14 protein-coding genes are annotated in these 18,267 nt (G+C 71.5%); 8 read left to right on the forward strand and 6 right to left on the reverse strand.

Annotation, left to right across the window (positions count from 1 at the left end):
- The first annotated feature begins 365 nt into the window (after positions 1–365).
- The 4 genes from ABZ738_RS07735 (at position 366) to mshC (ending at position 3,821) form a co-directional block, all read left to right on the forward strand.
- Positions 366–1,079 carry an MSMEG_4193 family putative phosphomutase gene (locus ABZ738_RS07735; RefSeq protein ID WP_357211805.1) on the forward strand — a complete coding sequence of 238 codons (714 nt, stop codon included), beginning with the start codon at positions 366–368 and terminating at the stop codon, positions 1,077–1,079.
- Positions 1,080–1,131: 52 nt separating this feature from the next.
- Positions 1,132–1,707 carry a DUF3090 domain-containing protein gene (locus ABZ738_RS07740; RefSeq protein WP_131053436.1) on the forward strand — a complete coding sequence of 192 codons (576 nt, stop codon included), beginning with the start codon at positions 1,132–1,134 and terminating at the stop codon, positions 1,705–1,707.
- A complete protein-coding gene (locus ABZ738_RS07745; protein WP_131053435.1) occupies positions 1,704–2,522 on the forward strand; it encodes an SCO1664 family protein in 819 nt (272 codons plus the stop codon). Before ABZ738_RS07740 ends, ABZ738_RS07745 begins: the two co-directional genes overlap by 4 nt.
- Before the next feature lie 66 nt (positions 2,523–2,588).
- A complete protein-coding gene (gene mshC, locus ABZ738_RS07750; protein WP_131053434.1) occupies positions 2,589–3,821 on the forward strand; it encodes a cysteine--1-D-myo-inosityl 2-amino-2-deoxy-alpha-D-glucopyranoside ligase in 1,233 nt (410 codons plus the stop codon).
- 165 nt (positions 3,822–3,986) lie between these two features.
- Here mshC and ABZ738_RS07755 read toward each other — a convergent pair whose 3' ends face one another.
- Positions 3,987–4,778 (reverse strand): GntR family transcriptional regulator, encoded by a 792-nt coding sequence (locus ABZ738_RS07755; protein ID WP_176094325.1) that lies wholly within the window; start codon positions 4,776–4,778, stop codon positions 3,987–3,989.
- 150 nt (positions 4,779–4,928) lie between these two features.
- Complete coding sequence (locus ABZ738_RS07760; protein WP_117229830.1) at positions 4,929–5,798, reverse strand: PAC2 family protein; 870 nt, start codon at positions 5,796–5,798, stop codon at positions 4,929–4,931.
- A 282-nt stretch (positions 5,799–6,080) separates the two neighbouring features.
- Here ABZ738_RS07760 and metH point away from each other — a divergent pair, with 282 nt between their 5' ends.
- The gene (gene metH / locus ABZ738_RS07765) at positions 6,081–9,596 is read left to right on the forward strand and encodes a methionine synthase (protein ID WP_176094324.1); all 3,516 of its coding nucleotides are present in this window, start codon (positions 6,081–6,083) and stop codon (positions 9,594–9,596) included.
- A gap of 12 nt (positions 9,597–9,608) precedes the next feature.
- Here metH and ABZ738_RS07770 read toward each other — a convergent pair whose 3' ends face one another.
- Complete coding sequence (locus ABZ738_RS07770; RefSeq protein WP_131053432.1) at positions 9,609–10,388, reverse strand: glucose 1-dehydrogenase; 780 nt, start codon at positions 10,386–10,388, stop codon at positions 9,609–9,611.
- Positions 10,389–10,514: 126 nt separating this feature from the next.
- On the opposite strand from ABZ738_RS07770, the gene ABZ738_RS07775 reads away from it, so the two are divergent.
- Positions 10,515–11,162, forward strand: coding sequence for a TetR/AcrR family transcriptional regulator (locus ABZ738_RS07775; RefSeq protein WP_357211809.1), 648 nt, complete (start codon positions 10,515–10,517; stop codon positions 11,160–11,162).
- Between the two features lie 154 nt (positions 11,163–11,316).
- On the opposite strand, the gene ABZ738_RS07780 is transcribed toward ABZ738_RS07775, so the two are convergent.
- Entirely contained in the window at positions 11,317–12,051 is a 735-nt protein-coding gene (locus ABZ738_RS07780) for an SDR family oxidoreductase (protein ID WP_357211811.1), read from the reverse strand.
- 101 nt (positions 12,052–12,152) lie between these two features.
- Between ABZ738_RS07780 and ABZ738_RS07785 the strand changes: the two genes are divergently transcribed.
- Positions 12,153–12,992: a LysR family transcriptional regulator gene (locus ABZ738_RS07785; RefSeq protein WP_357212270.1), complete on the forward strand. Its 840-nt coding sequence runs from the start codon at positions 12,153–12,155 to the stop codon at positions 12,990–12,992.
- Between the two features lie 46 nt (positions 12,993–13,038).
- On the opposite strand, the gene ABZ738_RS07790 is transcribed toward ABZ738_RS07785, so the two are convergent.
- Positions 13,039–15,264 carry a discoidin domain-containing protein gene (locus ABZ738_RS07790; protein WP_357211813.1) on the reverse strand — a complete coding sequence of 742 codons (2,226 nt, stop codon included), beginning with the start codon at positions 15,262–15,264 and terminating at the stop codon, positions 13,039–13,041.
- Between the two features lie 266 nt (positions 15,265–15,530).
- On the reverse strand, positions 15,531–16,730 hold the full coding sequence (locus tag ABZ738_RS07795) for an ROK family transcriptional regulator (protein ID WP_357211815.1): 1,200 nt from the start codon (positions 16,728–16,730) through the stop codon (positions 15,531–15,533).
- A 214-nt stretch (positions 16,731–16,944) separates the two neighbouring features.
- Here ABZ738_RS07795 and ABZ738_RS07800 point away from each other — a divergent pair, with 214 nt between their 5' ends.
- Positions 16,945–18,240, forward strand: coding sequence for a sugar ABC transporter substrate-binding protein (locus tag ABZ738_RS07800; protein ID WP_131052662.1), 1,296 nt, complete (start codon positions 16,945–16,947; stop codon positions 18,238–18,240).
- Positions 18,241–18,267: the final 27 nt, after the last annotated feature.

The raw sequence follows: 18,267 nt of genomic DNA on the forward strand, positions 1-18,267 counted from the left end.
GGGTGGCCCTGGCTGGCGGGGCGTGGTGGCCGCTCGCGGTGCCGGGTCCAGGTGTAACGACTGGCGGAGGCGGGCCATTCCCGTGGGGATCCGGCATAGCCGTCTCGGGCGCTGGCCTGGCCGGTCCCTCATTACAACGACACGCGGCCGACGAGAATTCCATCGCCAACTAGGGCGTAACAGACATATCACCCAGATGCGTCGCGCGGCTCTCCTCGTACCCGGATGTTAGGAGGGGTCCCCTGCTATGCACCAGGCGTTAGCAGGGGACCCCTCCTTGCGCACCCACCCCCGGGCGTGTGAGGTATGTCCGGGTTCGCGCTGGCGGCGGGACGGGCCGGGACAGGCGGCGGCGAGGGCCTAGGGTGGTGCGGGTGGCGACTCTTCTCCTCCTGCGGCACGGACGCACCACCGCCAACGCCGACGGCGGCCTGGCCGGTCGGCAACCGGTCGAGCTGGACGACACCGGCCGCGCCCAGGCCAGCGCCGTCGGCGAGCGGTTGGGCGGCCTGCCGCTGGCCGCCGTGGTGACCAGTCCGCTGATCCGCTGCCGGCAGACCCTGGAACTCGCCCTTCCGCAGGCCGTGCCGGTCGTCGAGGACGGGCTCATCGAGTGCGGGTACGGCACCTGGGAGGGCCAGCCGTTGAAGAAGCTGGCCAAGGAGCCACTCTGGGCGGTGGTGCAGCAACATCCGAGCGCGGCGGTCTTCCCCGAGGGGGAGTCGATGGCGCAGATGGCGGCCCGCGCGGTCGCGGCGGTACGCGCCTGGGACGCCCGGATCACCGCCGAACACGGCCCGGAGGCGGTCTGGCTGGCCTGTGGCCACGGCGACGTGATCAAGGCGATCGTCGCCGACGCGATCGGCGTACACCTGGATCTCTTCCAGCGCATCGTGGTCGACCCGGCGTCGGTGACCGCGATCCGCTACACGCCGCTGCGTCCCTTCCTGGTACGCCTCAACGACGTCGGCGGCGACCTGACCGGGTTGGTGCCGCCGGTCCGCAAGCGGCGTCGCCGGGCGACCCGGCCGGCGGACTCGGACGCCGCCGTCGGCGGTGGCGCGGGTGGTGCCCGGTGACGCGGCTTGGTGGGGTGCGCGGCGTGTCGGGCCGCCGGATAGGGTCGTGGGTATGACGCACCAGGTGCACGCCTTCGAGCCGCCTGAGCGGTTCGTCGCCGGGACCGTCGGGCCGCCGGGGGAGCGTACGTTCTTCCTCCAGGCCCGTGGCGGCGGCCGGGTGGTCAGCGTCGCGCTGGAGAAGGTCCAGGTCTCGTTGCTCGCCGAGAAGCTGGAGGAACTGCTCACCGAGGCGCAGCGCCGCTTCGGCGTCGACCTGCCCGAGGCTCCCGCCGCACTGGGCGACAACGAGCCGTTGGAGACGCCGGTCGACGAGGAGTTCCGGGTCGGCACCCTGGGGTTGGCCTTCGACGCGGACACCGCGACCGTGGTCATCGAGGCGATCGCCGTCGGCGAGGCGGAGAGCGAGTTGGAGCTGGGGGAGTCGGAGGAGGACGAGGCCGACGACGTCGAGCCGGACGAGGACCTCGACCGGCTCCGGGTCCGGCTGACGCCGGAGGCGACCCGCGAGTTCATCGAGCGGGCGCGGCGGGTGGTCAACGCCGGCCGTCCCCCGTGTCCGCTGTGCGGCCAGCCGCTCGACCCGGCCGGCCACCTCTGCCCCCGGAACAACGGCTACCACCGGTGACCTCGTCCGGCCTGGCACCTCGGCAGGACGGTGGCGCGGCGTTGCGGCTGCTGCGCGACGGTGACCTGAGCATCGAGGGCCGGCTGGTCGACGCCTCCAACACCACCCTGCGGGGTGTCCTCACCCTGGGCGGCGAGACCGCCCGCTGCGTCTACAAGCCGGTACGCGGTGAGCGCCCGCTGTGGGACTTCCCGGACGGCACGCTGGCCGGCCGGGAGGTGGCTGCCTACCTGGTCTCCGCCGCCAGCGGCTGGGACCTGGTGCCGCCCACGGTGCTGCGGGACGGCCCGTTCGGCCCGGGCTCCTGCCAACTGTGGATCGACGAGCCGGACGACGCCGAGCCGCTCGTCGGGTTCGTGCCGGCCGACGCCGTACCGCCCCGCTGGTTCCCGGTGGCGGCGGCCCGCGACGACGACGGCACGGCGTACGCGCTGGCCCACGCCGACGACCCGCGACTGGCCCGACTCGCGGTGCTCGACGCGGTGATCAACAATGCCGACCGCAAGGGCGGCCATGTGCTGGTCGGTCCGGACGACCGGCTGTACGGCGTCGACCACGGCGTCAGCTTCCACGTGGAGGAGAAGCTGCGGACGGTGCTGTGGGGTTGGGCCGGCCGACAGTTGCCGCCCGACGCCGTCGAGACGTTGGACCGGCTCGCCGTCCAGGTCGCCGGTCCGCTCGGCGACGACCTCGCCGACCACCTCACCATCGGTGAGATCACCGAACTGGCCGCTCGGATCGGTCGGCTCCGCGAGGAGTGCCGTTTCCCGCAGCCGTCCCACGACTGGCCGGCCGTGCCGTGGCCGCCGGTGTGACCATGTCGGCTTGATCACTGGAGAGCCCGGCGTGACGCCTACGGTCGGCTGGCTAGGCTGGCGGTCATGGAGTCTTGGGTGGGGCACGAGGTGCCGCGGCTGCCGGGCAGGGGTGGGCCGCTGAGGTTGTACGACTCGGCGCGGCAGGGTGTGCACCCGACCGAGGGACCGACCTCCATGTACGTCTGCGGTATCACCCCGTACGACGCCACCCACCTGGGACACGCCGCCACCATGATCACCTTTGATCTGGTGCAGCGGATGTGGCGCGACGCGGGCCACGAGGTGCGGTACGTGCAGAACGTCACCGACATCGACGACCCCCTGCTGGAGCGCGCCGAACGCGACGGCGAGGACTGGAAGGTCCTGGCGATGCGGGAGACAGCGCTGTTCCGGGAGGACATGGAGGCGCTGCGGATCATCCCGCCGGCACACTACGTCGGCGCCGTGGAGTCGATCCCGGACATCGCCGAGAAGGTGTTGCTGCTGCTCAAGGACGGCGCCGCGTACCGCATCGAGGACGGCACCGGCGACGTCTACTTCGACGTCTCCACCGCACCGCGCTTCGGCTACGAGTCGAACCTGTCCCGGGACGAGATGCTGGAGATCTTCCCCGAGCGCGGCGGCGACCCGGACCGGGCCGGCAAGCGCGACCCGCTGGACCCGTTGCTGTGGCGCGGCGCCCGCGAGGGCGAACCCTCCTGGCCGGGCGGCGACCTCGGCCCCGGCCGCCCCGGCTGGCACATCGAGTGCACCGTCATCGCGCTGAACCTGCTCGGCGCCACCATCGGTGTCCAGGGCGGCGGCAACGACCTGGTCTTCCCGCACCACGAGTGCTCCGCCGCGCACGCCGAACGGCTGACCGGCACGCTGCCCTTCGCCGAGCACTACGTGCACGCCGGCATGATCGGCCTGGACGGCGAGAAGATGTCCAAGTCCCGCGGCAACCTCGTCTTCGTCTCCCGGCTGCGCGCCGACCGGATCGACCCGATGGCCGTCCGGCTGGCCCTGCTCACCGGCCACTACCGCGCCGACCGCTCCTGGACCGACGACCTGCTGACCACCGCAGAGGAGCGCCTGGCCCGCTGGCGCCGGGCCGCCGTCGCGCCAGCCGGGCCGTCCGGCGAGACCTTCCTCTCGGGCGTACGCGACCGCCTCACCGACGACCTCGACTCCCCGGGTGCCGTACGGCTGGCCGACGAGTGGGCCGACCGCACGCTGGCCGGTGACGTCGAGGATCCGTCCGCTCCGGCCCTCTTCGCCACCACCCTGGACGCCCTCCTCGGCATCCGCCTCTGACCCCCACGCCGCGCTGTGCCTGCGCCTGCGCCTGCGTCGATCATGGAGTGGTGGCAGTCGTTTCGCTGGTTTATGAGCCGATATGACCCTGCCGTAAGTCCATGATCGGCGACACGTGGGCCCCGCCAGTGACGCGTGGCCCGGAGCGCGGACCGGGGAGCGGGGTCAGCCGAGGACCAGGCCGGGGTCGGGGTCGGGGGTGCTGGTGGGGGCGGGGATCGGGTACTCCTCGGTCAGCGTGGTGACCGGGCCGGGCCAGGTGGCCTGGGCGACCTCGATCGGTCTGCGCCGCTCGTCGTACGCCACGTGCAGCAGGTGCAGCACCGGGGTGTCCGGCCGGATCTGGAGGGTCTCCGCCTCCTCGCGGCTGGGCTGGCGTGCGGTGATCGTGTCGGTGGCGGTCGCGTACCGGCGTCCGGTGGCCTCCTCGGCCTCCTGGTAGAGCGGGCGGCCGAAGGCCTCGGCGCGTTCCAGTGTGGTGCCGGCGGTGTCGGTGGGCAGGAACCAGGAGGCGCCCACCTCGACCGGTGAGTCCTCGGTGCGGACCAGGTGGCGGCGGCAGAGCAGTTCGGTGCCGTCGGGTACGCCGAACGCGTCGGCGACCTCGGGCGGTGCGGGGGAGCGGCCGACGGCGACGAGTTGCTGCCGGTACCGGGCGGCCAGGTCGGTGTGGTAGCCCCGGAAGCCGCCGTAGCGGCCTCGGGAGAGCCGGTTGAGTCGCCGCCGGGTGCCGCGTACGTACGTGCCGGAGCCGGGCTTGGTGATCAGGATGCCTTCGACGCGGAGCTGGTCGACGGCGCGTTGCACGGTCTGCTTGGCCACGCCGAACATCTCGGCGATCGCCGGGATCGACGGCAGACGCTCACCCGGACCCCAGTCGCCCCGGCGGATCTGCGTCTTGAGCTGCGCGGCGATCTGCCGGTGCGGGAACTCCGCGGCACCCGGGTTGATCTGCATCCCCGACCTCCTCAGCTAGGTTCCTAGGATGCCCTACGCGGTACGTGCCGCGCCACCCTGAAACGAGCACCCGACGGACACGCCCAGCGAGACAGGAACGCCCCGGACACGTGGACCGTGTCCGGGGCGTCGCGAAGAAACGGGGAAGGGCTACCAGGATCCGGCGGTCGGGCCGGCGGACCCGCCCCGGCGGCGCAGGTACTTCTCGAACTCCTGCGCGATCTCGTCCCCGGTCAACGGGGTGATGCCCGCGTCGCCGACGCGTTCCTCCAGCTCGCGGACGTACTCGCCGAGTTCGGCGTCCTGCTCGGCGGCGCTGCGCACGCGCTGCTCCCACTCGGCGGCCTCCTCGGCCAGGTCGGCCATCGGCACCGGCAGGTCGAGGACCTCCTCGACCCGGTGCAGCAGGGCGAGCGTGGCCTTGGGGCAGGGCGGGTTGTTGGCGTAGTGCGGCACGTGCACCCAGAACGAGACCGCGTCCACCTCCGCGCGGGTGCAGGCGTCGTGCAGCACGCCGACGATGCCGGTCGGTCCGTCGTACCGGGTGGGGGTGAGCTGGTAGCGGCGGGCGGCGTCGGCGTCGGAGGCGCTGCCGCTGATCGGCAGTGGCCGGGTGTACGGCACGTCGGCCAGCAGCGCGCCGAGCAGGACCACCCGTTCGACCTCCAGGCTGTGGCAGATCTCCAGCACCTGCTCGCAGAAGGTGCGCCAGCGCATGCTCGGCTCGATGCCCCGGATCAGCACCACGTCGCGTTCGGTGCCGGACGGGCTGGCCACCGTGAACCGCGTGGTCGGCCACTCCACCCGTCGGGTGGCGCCCTCGGCCATCGTGATGGTGGGCCGGCTGACCTGGAAGTCGTAGAAGTCCTCCGGGTCCAGTTCGGTGATCGGCCGCGCCTCCCACACCTGTTCCAGATGTTCCACTGCGGCGGTCGAGGCGTCGGCGGCGTCGTTCCACCCCTCGAAGGCGGCGATGGCCACCGGGGATCGCAGCACCGGCAACCCGTCGAACTCGGTCACGCCGTCACCTCACCCTGCTCGTCGCCGACGGCCCCGGTCGGCCGCCCGCCGTGCGTGGTGGTGTCGCTGATGTCCCTCACATCAGTCAGCCTACGTGCCGCGCCCGTACCCGGCCCGTCGGCCGCGCCGGATCCGGCGCTGGCCACCACCGTCGGTGGCGACCGGATCGGCCACCGGTAGCTCGCATAGTGGTCGAATTCGGGCAGGTGATCCCGGCGACACATTGTGGGAACGAGCCGTACGTGGGGATGCGCGGCACCCGGGTCGCACTAACCTGAGAGCGTGCGGACTTCGTTGCTCGATGCGCTGACAGACCGGATCCTCGTCACCGACGGGGCGATGGGCACGATGCTGCAGGCCGCGGACCTGAGCCTCGACGACTTCGACGGTCTGGAGGGGTGCAACGAAATTCTCAACGTCACCCGTCCGGACGTGGTGCGCGGGGTGCACGAGGCGTACCTGGCCGCGGGCGCGGACTGTGTGGAGACGAACACCTTCGGTGCCAACCTGCCGAACCTCGCGGAGTACGACATCCCCGAGCGGATCTGGGAGCTGTCCGAGGTGGGGGCGCGGCTGGCCCGGGAGGCCGCCGACGCGTACTCGACGCCGGAACGGCCGCGCTGGGTGCTCGGCTCGATCGGCCCCGGGACCAAGCTGCCCACGCTCGGGCATGCCGCGTACGCCACGCTGCGCGACGCGTACCAGCAGAACGCCGGTGGTCTGATCGCCGGTGGCGCGGACGCGCTGATCATCGAGACCTGCCAGGACCTGCTCCAGGTCAAGGCAGCGGTGACCGGGTCGAAGCGGGCCATGGCCGAGGCGGGCGTCCAGGTGCCGATCATCTGTCACGTCGCGGTCGAGACCACCGGCACCATGCTGCTGGGCAGCGAGATCGGCGCGGCGCTGACCGCGATCGAGCCGCTCGGCGTGGACCTGATCGGGCTGAACTGCTCGACCGGCCCGGCCGAGATGGGCGAGCACCTGCGCTACCTGGCCCAGCACTCCCGCATCCCGGTGTCGGTGATGCCCAACGCCGGCCTGCCGGTGCTCACCGCCGACGGCGCGTACTTCCCGCTCGGCCCGGAGGACATGGCCGACGCCCTGGAGCGGTTCGTCGTCGAGTACGGCGTCGCGCTGGTCGGTGGCTGTTGCGGCACCACGCCGGAGCACATCCGGGTCCTCTCCGAGCGGATGCGCGAGCTGCGGCCGGTGGCCCGCGAGCCGCGGGCCGACGCCGGTGTCTCCTCGATCTACCACCATGTGCCGTTCGCGCAGGACGCCAGCGTGCTGATGGTGGGGGAGCGGACCAACGCCAACGGTTCCAAGGCGTTCCGGGACGCGATGCTCGCCGCCGACTGGCAGTCCTGCGTGGAGATCGCCCGTGCTCAGGCCCGGGACGGCTCGCACCTGCTGGACCTCTGCATCGACTACGTCGGCCGCGACGGCACCACCGACATGCGGGAGCTGGCCGGACGCTTCGCCACCGCCTCCACGCTGCCGATCATGCTGGACTCCACCGAGCCGGCGGTGATCGAGGCCGGGCTGGAGACGCTCGGCGGCCGGTGCGTGGTCAACTCGGTCAACTTCGAGGACGGCGACGGCCCGGACTCCCGCTACGCGCGGATCATGCCGGTGGTCGCCGAGCACGGCGCCGCCGTGGTCGCGCTGCTCATCGACGAGGAGGGCCAGGCCCGCACGGCGGAGTGGAAGGTACGCGTCGCCGAGCGGTTGATCGAGGACCTGACCGGCCGGTGGGGACTGCGCCGGGCCGACATCCTGATCGACGCGCTGACCTTCCCGATCGCCACCGGTCAGGAGGAGACCCGCCGCGACGGCATCGAGACCATCGAGGCGATTCGGGAGATCGCCCGCCGCTGGCCGGGCGTGAACTTCACGCTGGGCATCTCGAACGTCTCGTTCGGGCTCAACCCGGCGGCCCGGCAGGTGCTCAACTCGGTCTTCCTGCACGAGTGCGTGCAGGCCGGCCTCACCTCGGCGATCGTGCACGCCAGCAAGATCCTGCCGATGTCCAAGATTCCCGACGAGCAGCGCGAGATCGCCCTCGACCTGGTCTACGACCGCCGTCGCGAGGGCTACGACCCGGTGCAGCGGTTCATCGAGGTCTTCGAGGGCGTGGACGCCGCGTCGGCGCGCGCCACCCGGGCCGAGGAGTTGGCCGCGCTGCCGCTCAACGAGCGGCTCAAGCGGCGGATCATCGACGGCGAGCGCAACGGCCTGGAGGCCGACCTGGACGCGGCGATGGCCGCTGGCACCGCGCCGCTGCTCATCATCAACGACATCCTGCTGGACGGCATGAAGGTCGTCGGTGAGCTGTTCGGCTCCGGCCAGATGCAGCTGCCGTTCGTGCTCCAGTCCGCCGAGGTGATGAAGACCGCGGTGGCGTACCTCGAACCGCACATGGAGAAGAACGACGACGGTGGCAAGGGCCGCATCGTGCTCGCCACCGTCAAGGGCGACGTGCACGACATCGGCAAGAACCTGGTCGACATCATCCTCTCCAACAACGGCTACGAGGTGGTGAACATCGGCATCAAGCAGCCGATCTCCGCCATCCTCGACGCGGCCGAGCAGCACCGCGCCGACGCCATCGGCATGTCGGGCCTGCTGGTCAAGAGCACGGTCATCATGAAGGAGAACCTGGTCGAGATGGCCACGCGCGGGGTCGCGGAGCGCTGGCCGGTCCTGCTCGGCGGTGCGGCACTGACCCGGGCGTACGTCGAGGACGACCTGCGGTCGATGTTCCCCGGACAGGTGCACTACGCCCGCGACGCCTTCGAGGGACTCTCTCTGATGGACCGGGTGATGACCGCCAAGCGCGGCGGCGCTCCCGTGGTCGACGCCGAGCGGGAGGCGGCCCTCGCGGCCCGCCGGGCCCGTCGGGAACGGCAGCGCGCCGTCGTCTCCGAGTCGCTTCCGGAGCTGAGCGACACCTCGGTCCGCTCCGACGTGGCCGCCGACGTGCCGGTGCCGAGCGCACCGTTCTTCGGCACGCGGGTCGTCAAGGGCGTGCCGCTGGCCGACTACGCGGCGCTGCTGGACGAGCGGGCCACCTTCATGGGCCAGTGGGGCCTGCGCGGCGCACGCGGCGGCAAGGGTCCGTCCTACGAGGAACTGGTGGAGACCGAGGGCCGGCCCCGGCTGCGCTACTGGCTGGACCGCCTGATCGCCGACAAGGTGCTGGAGGCGGCCGTGGTGTACGGCTACTTCCCGGCGTACTCCGAGGGCAACGACCTGGTGGTGCTGGACGAGAACGGCCACGCCGAGCGGGCCAGGTTCACCTTCCCCCGGCAGCGCCAGGAACGGCGGCTCTGTCTGGCCGACTTCTTCCGTCCGCGCGGCGACGACCTGGACGTGGTCGCCCTGCAACTGGTCACCGTCGGTCATCCGGTCAGCGAGTACGCGGCCAAGCTCTTCGCCCGCAACGAGTATCGCGACTACCTGGAGGTGCACGGGCTGTCCGTGCAGCTCACCGAGGCGCTGGCCGAGTACTGGCACCAGCGGGTCCGGGCCGAGCTGACCCTGCCCGACGGCCGTACCCTCGCCGCCGACGACCCCACGGACCTCGCCGGTCTGCTCCGCACCGACTACCGGGGCTGCCGGTACGCGTTCGGCTATCCGGCCTGCCCCGACCTCGAGGACCGGGCGAAGATCGTGGAGCTGCTCGGCGCGGAGCGGATCGGCGTGGAGTTGTCCGAGGAGTTCCAGCTCATGCCGGAGCAGGCCACCGACGCCATCGTGGTGCACCACCCGGAGGCCAGCTACTTCAACGCCAAGTGACGCTGCCGCCGGTCACGCGGCTTCCTTCTGCAGTGCGGGGCCGAGGAGTAGTCCCCCGTCTATGACGTACTCGGCGCCGGTGATGAAGGTCGCGTGCGGCGAGGTGAGGAACAACAGCAGCGCGGTGATGTCGGCGGGCTGCCCGAGTCGCGGGACGGCGAACGGCTCGGGCGAGTAGAAGTCGGCGATCGGGGCGTCGGCGCCGGCCGCCGGCTCGGTGATGAACGGGGTGGCGATCACCCCGGGGTGGATGGTGTTGACGCGGATGTTGTCGCGGCCCAACTCGATGGCGGCGGTCTGAGTGAGCCCTCGAATCGCCCACTTGCTGGCGGCGTAGGGCGCATAGAAGGCAGTGCCGGTGAGGCCCATGGTGGAGGCGATGTTGATGATCGATCCTCCCCCCGCGCGCCGTAGCGCCGGGGCGGCTGCCTTGATGCCGAGGAAGGTGCCGGTGAGGTTGACGTCGAGGATGCGAGCCCAGGTGGCCACGTCGGTGGACTCGATGAGGGCCGGCGGGTTCTGTACCCCGGCGTTGTTGACCAGGATCGTGAGTGCGCCGAAGGCGTTCTCGCTTTCCGTGACGGCAGCGGCCCACGACTCCTCCTGGGACACGTCGAGGCGGACGGAACGCGCCCTGTCGCCCAACTCGGCGGCGAGGTCAGCCCCACGCTCGGCGTTCCTGGCACCGATGACGACGTTGGCGCCTTCGGCGTGCAGGGCCCGCACGTGGCTGGCCCCCTGCCCGCCGGTGCCGCCGGTCACGAGAACGGTCTGATCAGCGAAGAGGGACATCGGATCCTCCGAGTACGGACGAGAGACGACTACCCGAGACCGGGTGGTGAGTCGAGCGACTCACTACCCCGAAGTTACGCCCTGTCAGGTGGTGAGTCAACCCACTCACCTCGCTATGATGGTCGCATGACTCCAGCGCCGTCGGCCTATCACCAGCGCGTGGCGGAGGAGAAGCGCGCGCTCATCGTGCAGGCCGCCACCGAGCTCTTCCTTGAGTTGGGCTACGACCGGGCGTCCCTGGCGCGTGTCGCCGACAGCGCCGGCGTCTCGAAAGCGACGCTGTTCAAGCAGTTTCCGACGAAGGCGGCATTGTTCGATGCCATCGTCATCGACTCGTGGGCCGAGAGCGACGTCGCCGACGTGCCACCCGCCGGTGACCTGACGACCGGGCTGACGGCTCTCGGACGGCGCTACGCGACGCTGGTGAGCCAGCCGGAGATGACCGATCTGTTCCGCATCGTCATCGCCGAACTGCCACGCTTTCCCGAGTTGGCCAAGGCGCACTTCTCGCAGGGCAAACTGCCGTACTTCGAGTCCGTCCGGATCTACCTCCTGGCGGAGTGCGACGCGGGGACCGCGGACATCGCCGACCCGGAGATGGCCGCCACGCAGTTCCTCGGGATGATCTCCAACTACCTGTTCTGGCCGCGTCTTCTGCTTCCAGACTGGACGGTGACCCCGGACCGCACGACGGCGGTGGTGGAAGAAGCCGTCCGCACCATCGTCGCCCGGTATGGCACCGGTCACCGGGACCGCGAGACTGCGGTGCCGTAGCAGCCGGGCCGGAAGCCGGAGATCGCCCTGCACGCCGGGGTCAGGTGGTCGGCGGTCGTCAGGCGCACGCCGCCCGCGAGAGCACTCGCGGGGCGACCGGGACCGAGGGCCGCCCCCTCGGCGGCCGGAGAGCGGTCGAGGGGGCAGCCGGAGATCACCAGGGGATGGGGCCGTCGTCGTTGGAGAAGGTGCCGGTGGGGCCGTCGTCGGGCAGGGTGGCGAGCCGGATCGGGGTGGCGGCTGCCTCGTCGGCCGGGCGTCCGAGGCCGCCGGTGAAGTCGGTGGCGACCAGGCCGGGGCAGGCGGCGTTGACCAGGATGCCGGTGCCGGCGAGTTGTCGGGCGTAGTGCACGGTCACCGCGTTGAGGTACGACTTCGTCGGTGAGTAGGCGGCCATGATCGGGCCGACCTCGACGGTGGGATCGGTCTGCCAGGTGAGGGATCCGACGCTGCTGGAGACGTTGACGATGCGCGGGGCGGGGGAGCGGCGCAGCAGCGGCAGCATCGCATTGGTCACCCGGATGACGCCGTGGACGTTGGTGTCCACGACGGCGCGGACGACGTCCAGGTCGAGGGTGGTCGGGTCCTGCGCCCACCCCGGCCCGGTCGGTCCGGAGATGCCGGCGTTGTTGACCAGGACGTCCAGGCGTCCGCCCTGGCGATCGATACGGTGGGCGGCCTCGGTGACGCTGCGGTCGCTGGTGACGTCCAGGGGCACGGTGAACGCGTCCACCCCGGCGGCGTGCAGCGTCTTCACGGCCGCCTCGCCCCGGGCCTCGTCGCGGGCACCGACCGCGATCCGGTAGCCGCGTACGCCCAGGCCGGCCGCGATCTGGTAGCCGAGTCCCTTGTTCGCGCCGGTGATCAGCGCGGTCTTCGTGTCGTTCATGACGCCGATGGTGGCGCGGCGGGCAGCGGTGTCCTTACACCGTTTCGGTCCGTGCTGATACCTCACCGGTATCGGCGCAGTACCGTCGGGAGGTGGACACGCTGGAGACCCGCGAGTTGCGGTACTTCGTGGCCGTCGCGGAGGAGCTGCACTTCACCCGCGCGGCGGAGCGCCTCGGCATGGCCCAGCCGCCGCTGTCGCGGGCGATCCGGCAGCTCGAACGGCGTCTCGGAGTGACGCTGTTCGACCGTGACCGGCGCGGCGTCACGCTCACCGGCGCGGGTCGGGTGCTGCTGGACGAGGCCCGCACGATCCTCGACGCCACGTCGGCGGCCGCCCGCCGGACCCGTCGGGCGGCGACCGCCCCGGACCGACTGACGCTGGCCACCAAGGCCGGCACCAACCACGAGCTGCTGCGCACACTTCTCACGGCGTACGCGGCGGAGCCCGGCGCGGCCGAGATCGAGGTGCTGTTGTGCGGGATGGGGGACCAGGCGCGGATGCTGCGGGACGGTCGCGCCGACGTGGCGTTGATGCAGCGGCCCTTCGACGACCTGGCCGGCTTCGACACCGAGGACCTGCTGACCGAGCAGCAGGTGGCGATCCTGCCGGCCGGGCATCCGCTCGCCGCGCGTACCTCGCTGAGCATGGCGGAGATCAGTGACCTGCCGGATCTGCCGGTGGCCCGGTGGCCGCGTCCGGACGGCAGCTACGAACCGGGCCCGGGGCCGGAGATCCACGACCAGTCGCAGGTGGCCCAGTTGATCGCCCTCGGGCACACCATGGCGGTCCTCTGTGCCTCGTCGCGGTCCTGGCTGTGGAGCGCGCACACCGCCGTACCGCTGACCGACGCCGCGTACGTATCGACCGTGCTCGCCTGGCCCGCGCACAGCCGCTCGCGGTCGGTGGCCGGGCTGGTCCGCACCGCGGCCGCGCTCTAGACCGGCGTCGGGTGCCGGGCGCACGGCCCGGCACCCGACGGTGGTCCTACGGGTAGGTGGTCAGGTACGCGACCTGGTTGGCGCTGTTGACCGTGTTCCCGGTGTTGTTGATCATCCGGTTGATGGTGCCGACGCCGCCGAGCGACACGGTCACCATGTTGGTGAAGCGCACGTTCGGGTTGTTCGGGACCTCGAAGGAGCGTTCGGCGACCACCGACGGGTCGACGTTGAAGTAGGCGTAGCTGCCCAGCCCCCACGCCTGGTGACCGGTCACCGAGTCGGCCACCTTGTACGCGGCGTAACCCCGGGTCGACCCGTTCATCCAGGCGGCCTGGTTCGGCGGGTCGTACGGCAGCTCGTTCTGGTAGAAGTACGTGCGCCCGCGGTCGCCGTTCCAGATCGTCTGGTACTTCTGGTAGTGCTCGACGAAGAGGCCGTACATGGTGACGTCGTCGCCGTTGACGACCAGCCCGGTGTCGGCGGTGTTGACGGTCCAGCCGACGCCGTCACCGTGGTCGGCGCGCCACAGCCACATGTGGTCGCCGATCACGTCGTCGCTGTTGACGACGAGGCTGGTGGTGGCGCGGCCGACGCCCGGTCCGCCGATGCGGAAGAAGACGTCGTGCAGCGAGGTGGGGTTGGCGGCGTGGTCGGCCGACGAGCCGGACGGGCCGACCTCCATCAGGACCGGTGAGGTGGTGGTGCCGGCCTCGAACATGATGCCGGCGACCTTGACGCCGTCCACGTCGGCGACCCGCATGCCGACGGTGCCGTTGTCGGTCTGGATGGTGGCCAGGCCGAGGCCGAGGACCACCGTGTTGGCCCGGTTGACCTGGATCGGTGCGGTGACCCGGTGCACGCCGGGGGTGAACAGCAGGTTCTTGCCCTGGGTGAGGGCGGCGTTGATGGTGGCCGCCGAGGTGCCGGGCCGGACGACGAAGAAGTCGGCCAGCGAGATCGACGAGCCGGCGGGGGTCTTGTTGTACCAGGTGGTGCCGGTGGAGTTGGTGCGCAGCGCGGGCACGAAGACGCGGTACTCGCCGGTGCCGTCGACGTAGAGGAACGGCTTCTCCCGCACCACGGGGGTGGTGGGGACGACGGTGTGCGACGGGTTGGGGAAGCTCGGTGCGGGTGCGCCGGCCACGCCCTGGAAGACCATGTTCCACACCGAGCCGGTCCAGCCGTTGCCGAACTCGCTGTTGCGGGAGTACCACTGCTGTTGTGAGCCGGAGACGACCAGGCCGTCGATGCGGGTGTCGGCCATCAGGCCGCCGCTGGACCAGCCGTCGTGGCCGTTCCAGAGTTGGATCTGGTTCTGCGCGCCGCGCAGGTGCATCCGCCGGTACGGTGCGGCCTGCGACACCGCCCAGCGTTCCACCTGCACCCCGGTGGGCAGCGTCACCGACAGGTTCTCGGCGGCCCGCCAGAAGTTCTGGGTGGCGTTGCCGTTGAACCAGTTCGCCTCGACCCGCACGTGCCCGTTGAGGTTGACGTCGTCGGGTGACATGCCGAGTCCGGCGACCTGGGTGAAGAAGCCGAGGTTGACGTCGGCGGTGTAGGTGCCGGGCTTGAACAGCACGGCGTAGCGCTGCGGCCCGAACTGGTTGGTCTCCTGCTGGGTGAAGAGCGTGTTCAGCCGGCTCTGGATGGTCGCGGTGGGGGTGGACGGGTCGAAGACGAACGTGTTCGGGCCGAGGTTCGGGTTACGCGGGTCGGTCGGCTCGACCGGGTCACCGGTGCCGCCGCCGGTCTCGCCCCAGACCTGGAACTCCCACAGCGAGTAGCCGTATCCGGTGGCCCGCTGGGTGCCGTACATCCGCACGTAGCGGCCGGCGCCGCTGACGGCGACGGTCTGGGTGCCGCCGGTCGCGGTACCCGTGCTGTACACGGTGGTCCAGGCGGCGCCGTCGTCGGAGACCTGGATCTGGAAGGCACGGGCGTGCGCGGCCTCCCAGGCCAACGTGACCTGGGTGAGGGTGGCCCGGACGCCCAGGTCGACGCGGAGCCACTGCGGGTCGCCGAACGCGCTGGACCAGCGGGTGCCGGAGTTGCCGTCGACGGCGGCCGAGGCGGGGTAGGCGCCACCCTCGGTGGAGGACGCGGTGGCCGGGCGGCCCTGGGACAGCAGGGTGGGCGCGGCCTGGGCGGGTGCCGCGCCGACGGTCGGGACGAGGGCGGCGACCAGGGTCACCGCCAGCCCGGCGAGCAGGCGCCGGGTGGTGGGTCGTCGGCGGAGGTGCGGTGGCGGTGCGTGGGGTGCGCGTGCGGTCATGACGTCGCCTGTCGGTCGTGGGGTGCGGACGTCGGGCGCGACGGGGTGCGGGACGGGACGGGCTGGTGGTGAGGCCGGGTGTGAGGAGGGGACCCCGCTACTACCGCAGGCGTTGGCAGGGGCCTTTCCTCGCACCGAGGGTGGTGCCGCCGGGAGGGCACCGTGGACGCCGGGGCGTCTGCCGCAGAGTGTTGCGGTGGCGACACGGCGGCGTCAAGACATCGATCTATAACTTCGTTATTTATCCCGAAGGTTCGCTTTGTCGTTCAGCGACGGGCGCCGCCGGTGGCGAGCAGCCGGGCGATCGGCAGGGTGGCCGCACCGAGCGCCACCGCGTCCACGCCGAGTTCGCCCAGCTCGATCGAGACCTGGGCGTACGGCAGGCGCAGCGCCTGGCGACCGGCGGCGGCCCGGACGGCGGGCAGCAGCTCGGCCAACGCCATGATGGCCCAGCCGCCCAGCACCACCCGCTCGGGGTTGAACAGGTTGATCAGGTTGGCGACCCCGGCGCCCAGGTAGTCGGCCGTCTCGTCGAGCACCCGGCGGGCGGTCGACGACGTCTCGGCCGCCGCCACCAGCGCGGCGATCTGCGACTCCTCGTCGGCTCCGGGCACCGCCCGACCGCGCCGGGCCTCGCGATAGCGGTCGATGATCGCCTCGGCCCCGACGTACGCCTCAAGGCAGCCCCGGGCACCGCAGCGGCAGGGGCGTCCGCCGTACACGAGGGTGGTGTGCCCCCACTCGCCGGCGCTGCTGGACGCGCCCCGGTAGGTGACGCCGTTGGTCACCACGGACGCGCCGACACCGGAGCCGACCAGGGCGAACACCGCGTGCCGGGCGCCCCGGCCGGCACCGAACCACATCTCGGCCTGGCCGAGGGTCTTGGCGCCGTTGTCGATGTGCAGCGGCAGGTCGGTGCCCTCGGCGATCAGGCGTTCCAGCGGCACGTGGTCCCAGCCGAGGGTCTGCGCGTCCACCACGGCCCGGTCGCCCTGCTCGACCACCCCGGAGACGCCGATGCCGACGCCGAGGACCTCGTCGTGGCGTGCGTCGGCCTCGGCGAGCACCCGGTCGATGCCGGTCAGCACGTGCCCGGCCACCGTGGCCGGCTCGGTGCCGCCGTCCTCCAACGGGTACTCGGCGCTGGCCAGCAGGATCATCGCCAGGTCGAACAGCTCGACCCGGACCCGGGTCTCGCCGACGTCCACCCCGACGACCACGGCGTGCCGGGGCGCGATCCGCAGCATCATGCTCGGTCGGCCACCGTCGGACTCGGCGGCACCGGCCTCCATCACCAGGCCCTCGTCGATCAGGTCGCCGACGACGTTGCTCACCGCCGGCTGGCTCAGGCCGGTGCTGCGGACGAGATCCTGCCGGGTCAGCGGGCCGTCGAGGAAGATCCGGGACAGCAGGGCCGACCGGTTGCGCACCCGGACGCTGCGGTTCGTCGCCCGCGCCAGCTCCACGTGTCACCTCATCCTGATCGGCCCGCCCCGGGGCGACTGTACGGCCCGTGCTTGACGGCCCCCCGCCGAGCCATTTTAATGACGACATTAATTAAGCCGTGATGTAACTCGGCGGGAGCCTCTCCGCCTCCACCCACCGCCCGGTCCCGCCCACCCTGCCCCGTCCTCCCGGGCCCGACCGGCGTCCCCACCACCCCCATCGAAAGGGCAGACCGTGTCGAGACGACACCTCGCGATCCTCACCGCGACCGTGCTGGCCGCCGCGTCGCTCACCGCCTGCGGCTCCGGCGACTCCTCCGGCGGGTCCGGCAAGACCCTCACCTACTGGGCCAGCAACCAGGGCGCCAGCCTGGAGGCCGACAAGGCGATCCTCCAGCCCGAGCTGGACAGGTTCACCCAGCAGACCGGCATCACGGTCAACGTCGAGGTGGTCCCCTGGTCGGACCTGCTCAACCGGCTGCTCGCCGCGGCCACCACCGGGCAGGGCCCGGACGTGGTCAACATCGGCAACACCTGGTCCGCCTCGTTGCAGGCCACCGGCGCGCTGGTCGAGTTCGACGACGCCACGCTCGACAAGATCGGCGGCAAGGACCGCTTCGTCCCCGCCGCCCTGGCCGCCGCCGGTGCCGCCGACAAGCCGCCGGCCGCCGTCCCGCTCTACAGCCTCGCCTACGCGCTGTACTACAACAAGAAGGCGTTCGCCGACGCCGGCGTCACCGCCCCGCCGACCACCTGGGAGGAGTTGACCGAGGTCGGGAAGAAGCTCACCGGCGACGGCAGGTGGGGCCTGGCCGTGGAGGGCGCCAACCCGTCGGAGAACGCCCACCACGCCTTCACCTTCGGCCAGCAGTACGGCGGCGACTGGTTCGACGCGGCCGGCAAGCCCAGCTTCGACACCCCGCAGAACGTCGCGGCCGTCAAGCGCTACGTCGACCTGATGGCCGCCGACAAGATCGTCAACCCGAGCAACGCCGAGTACGCGCAGAACCAGTCGGTCTCCGACTTCGCCAACGGCAAGGCCGCCATGCTGCTCTGGCAGGCCGCCGGAGCCAACCTGCGGTCACAGAACATGGCCCCGGACGCGTACGGGGTGGCGCCGGTGCCGTTCCCGGCCACCCCGCCGGCCGGCGGCAAGCAGGTCAACAGCATGGTCGCCGGCATCAACATCGCCGTGTTCAAGCACACCGGGAACCTCGACGGCGCACTGGACTTCGTTAAGTTCATGACCAGCGACACCGCGCAGGTGACGCTGAACAAGACGTACGGCTCGCTGCCGGCGGTCAACACCGTCGCCGCCGACCCGGCGTTCGCCGCCGACGAGCAGAAGGTCCTCGCCCAGACGCTGGCCACCAGCGCGGCCCCGCTGCCGCAGGTGCCCGAGGAGAGCACCTTCGAGACCCTGGTCGGCACCGCCATCAAGGAACTCTTCGCCGACGCGGCCAGTGGCAGGCCGGTCACCGAGGACAGCGTCCGGGAGAAGTTGACCCGGGCCCAGCAGCAGATGCGCTGACCACGGACCGCTGGCCGTGGGAGGTGC

Source organism: Micromonospora sp. NPDC047793 (assembly GCF_040642635.1).
GTDB lineage: Bacteria > Actinomycetota > Actinomycetes > Mycobacteriales > Micromonosporaceae > Micromonospora.

Excerpts from the sequence above, each read along its gene's own strand:
- ABZ738_RS07755 (WP_176094325.1), bottom strand. The coding sequence starts at position 4,778 with ATGCAGATCAACCCGGGTGCCGCGGAGTTCCCGCACCGGCAGATCGCC.
- ABZ738_RS07780 (WP_357211811.1), bottom strand. The coding sequence starts at position 12,051 with ATGAACGACACGAAGACCGCGCTGATCACCGGCGCGAACAAGGGACTC.
- ABZ738_RS07770 (WP_131053432.1), bottom strand. The coding sequence starts at position 10,388 with ATGTCCCTCTTCGCTGATCAGACCGTTCTCGTGACCGGCGGCACCGGC.
- ABZ738_RS07790 (WP_357211813.1), bottom strand. The coding sequence starts at position 15,264 with ATGACCGCACGCGCACCCCACGCACCGCCACCGCACCTCCGCCGACGA.
- ABZ738_RS07740 (WP_131053436.1), top strand. The coding sequence starts at position 1,132 with ATGACGCACCAGGTGCACGCCTTCGAGCCGCCTGAGCGGTTCGTCGCC.
- mshC (WP_131053434.1), top strand. The coding sequence starts at position 2,589 with ATGGAGTCTTGGGTGGGGCACGAGGTGCCGCGGCTGCCGGGCAGGGGT.
- ABZ738_RS07775 (WP_357211809.1), top strand. The coding sequence starts at position 10,515 with ATGACTCCAGCGCCGTCGGCCTATCACCAGCGCGTGGCGGAGGAGAAG.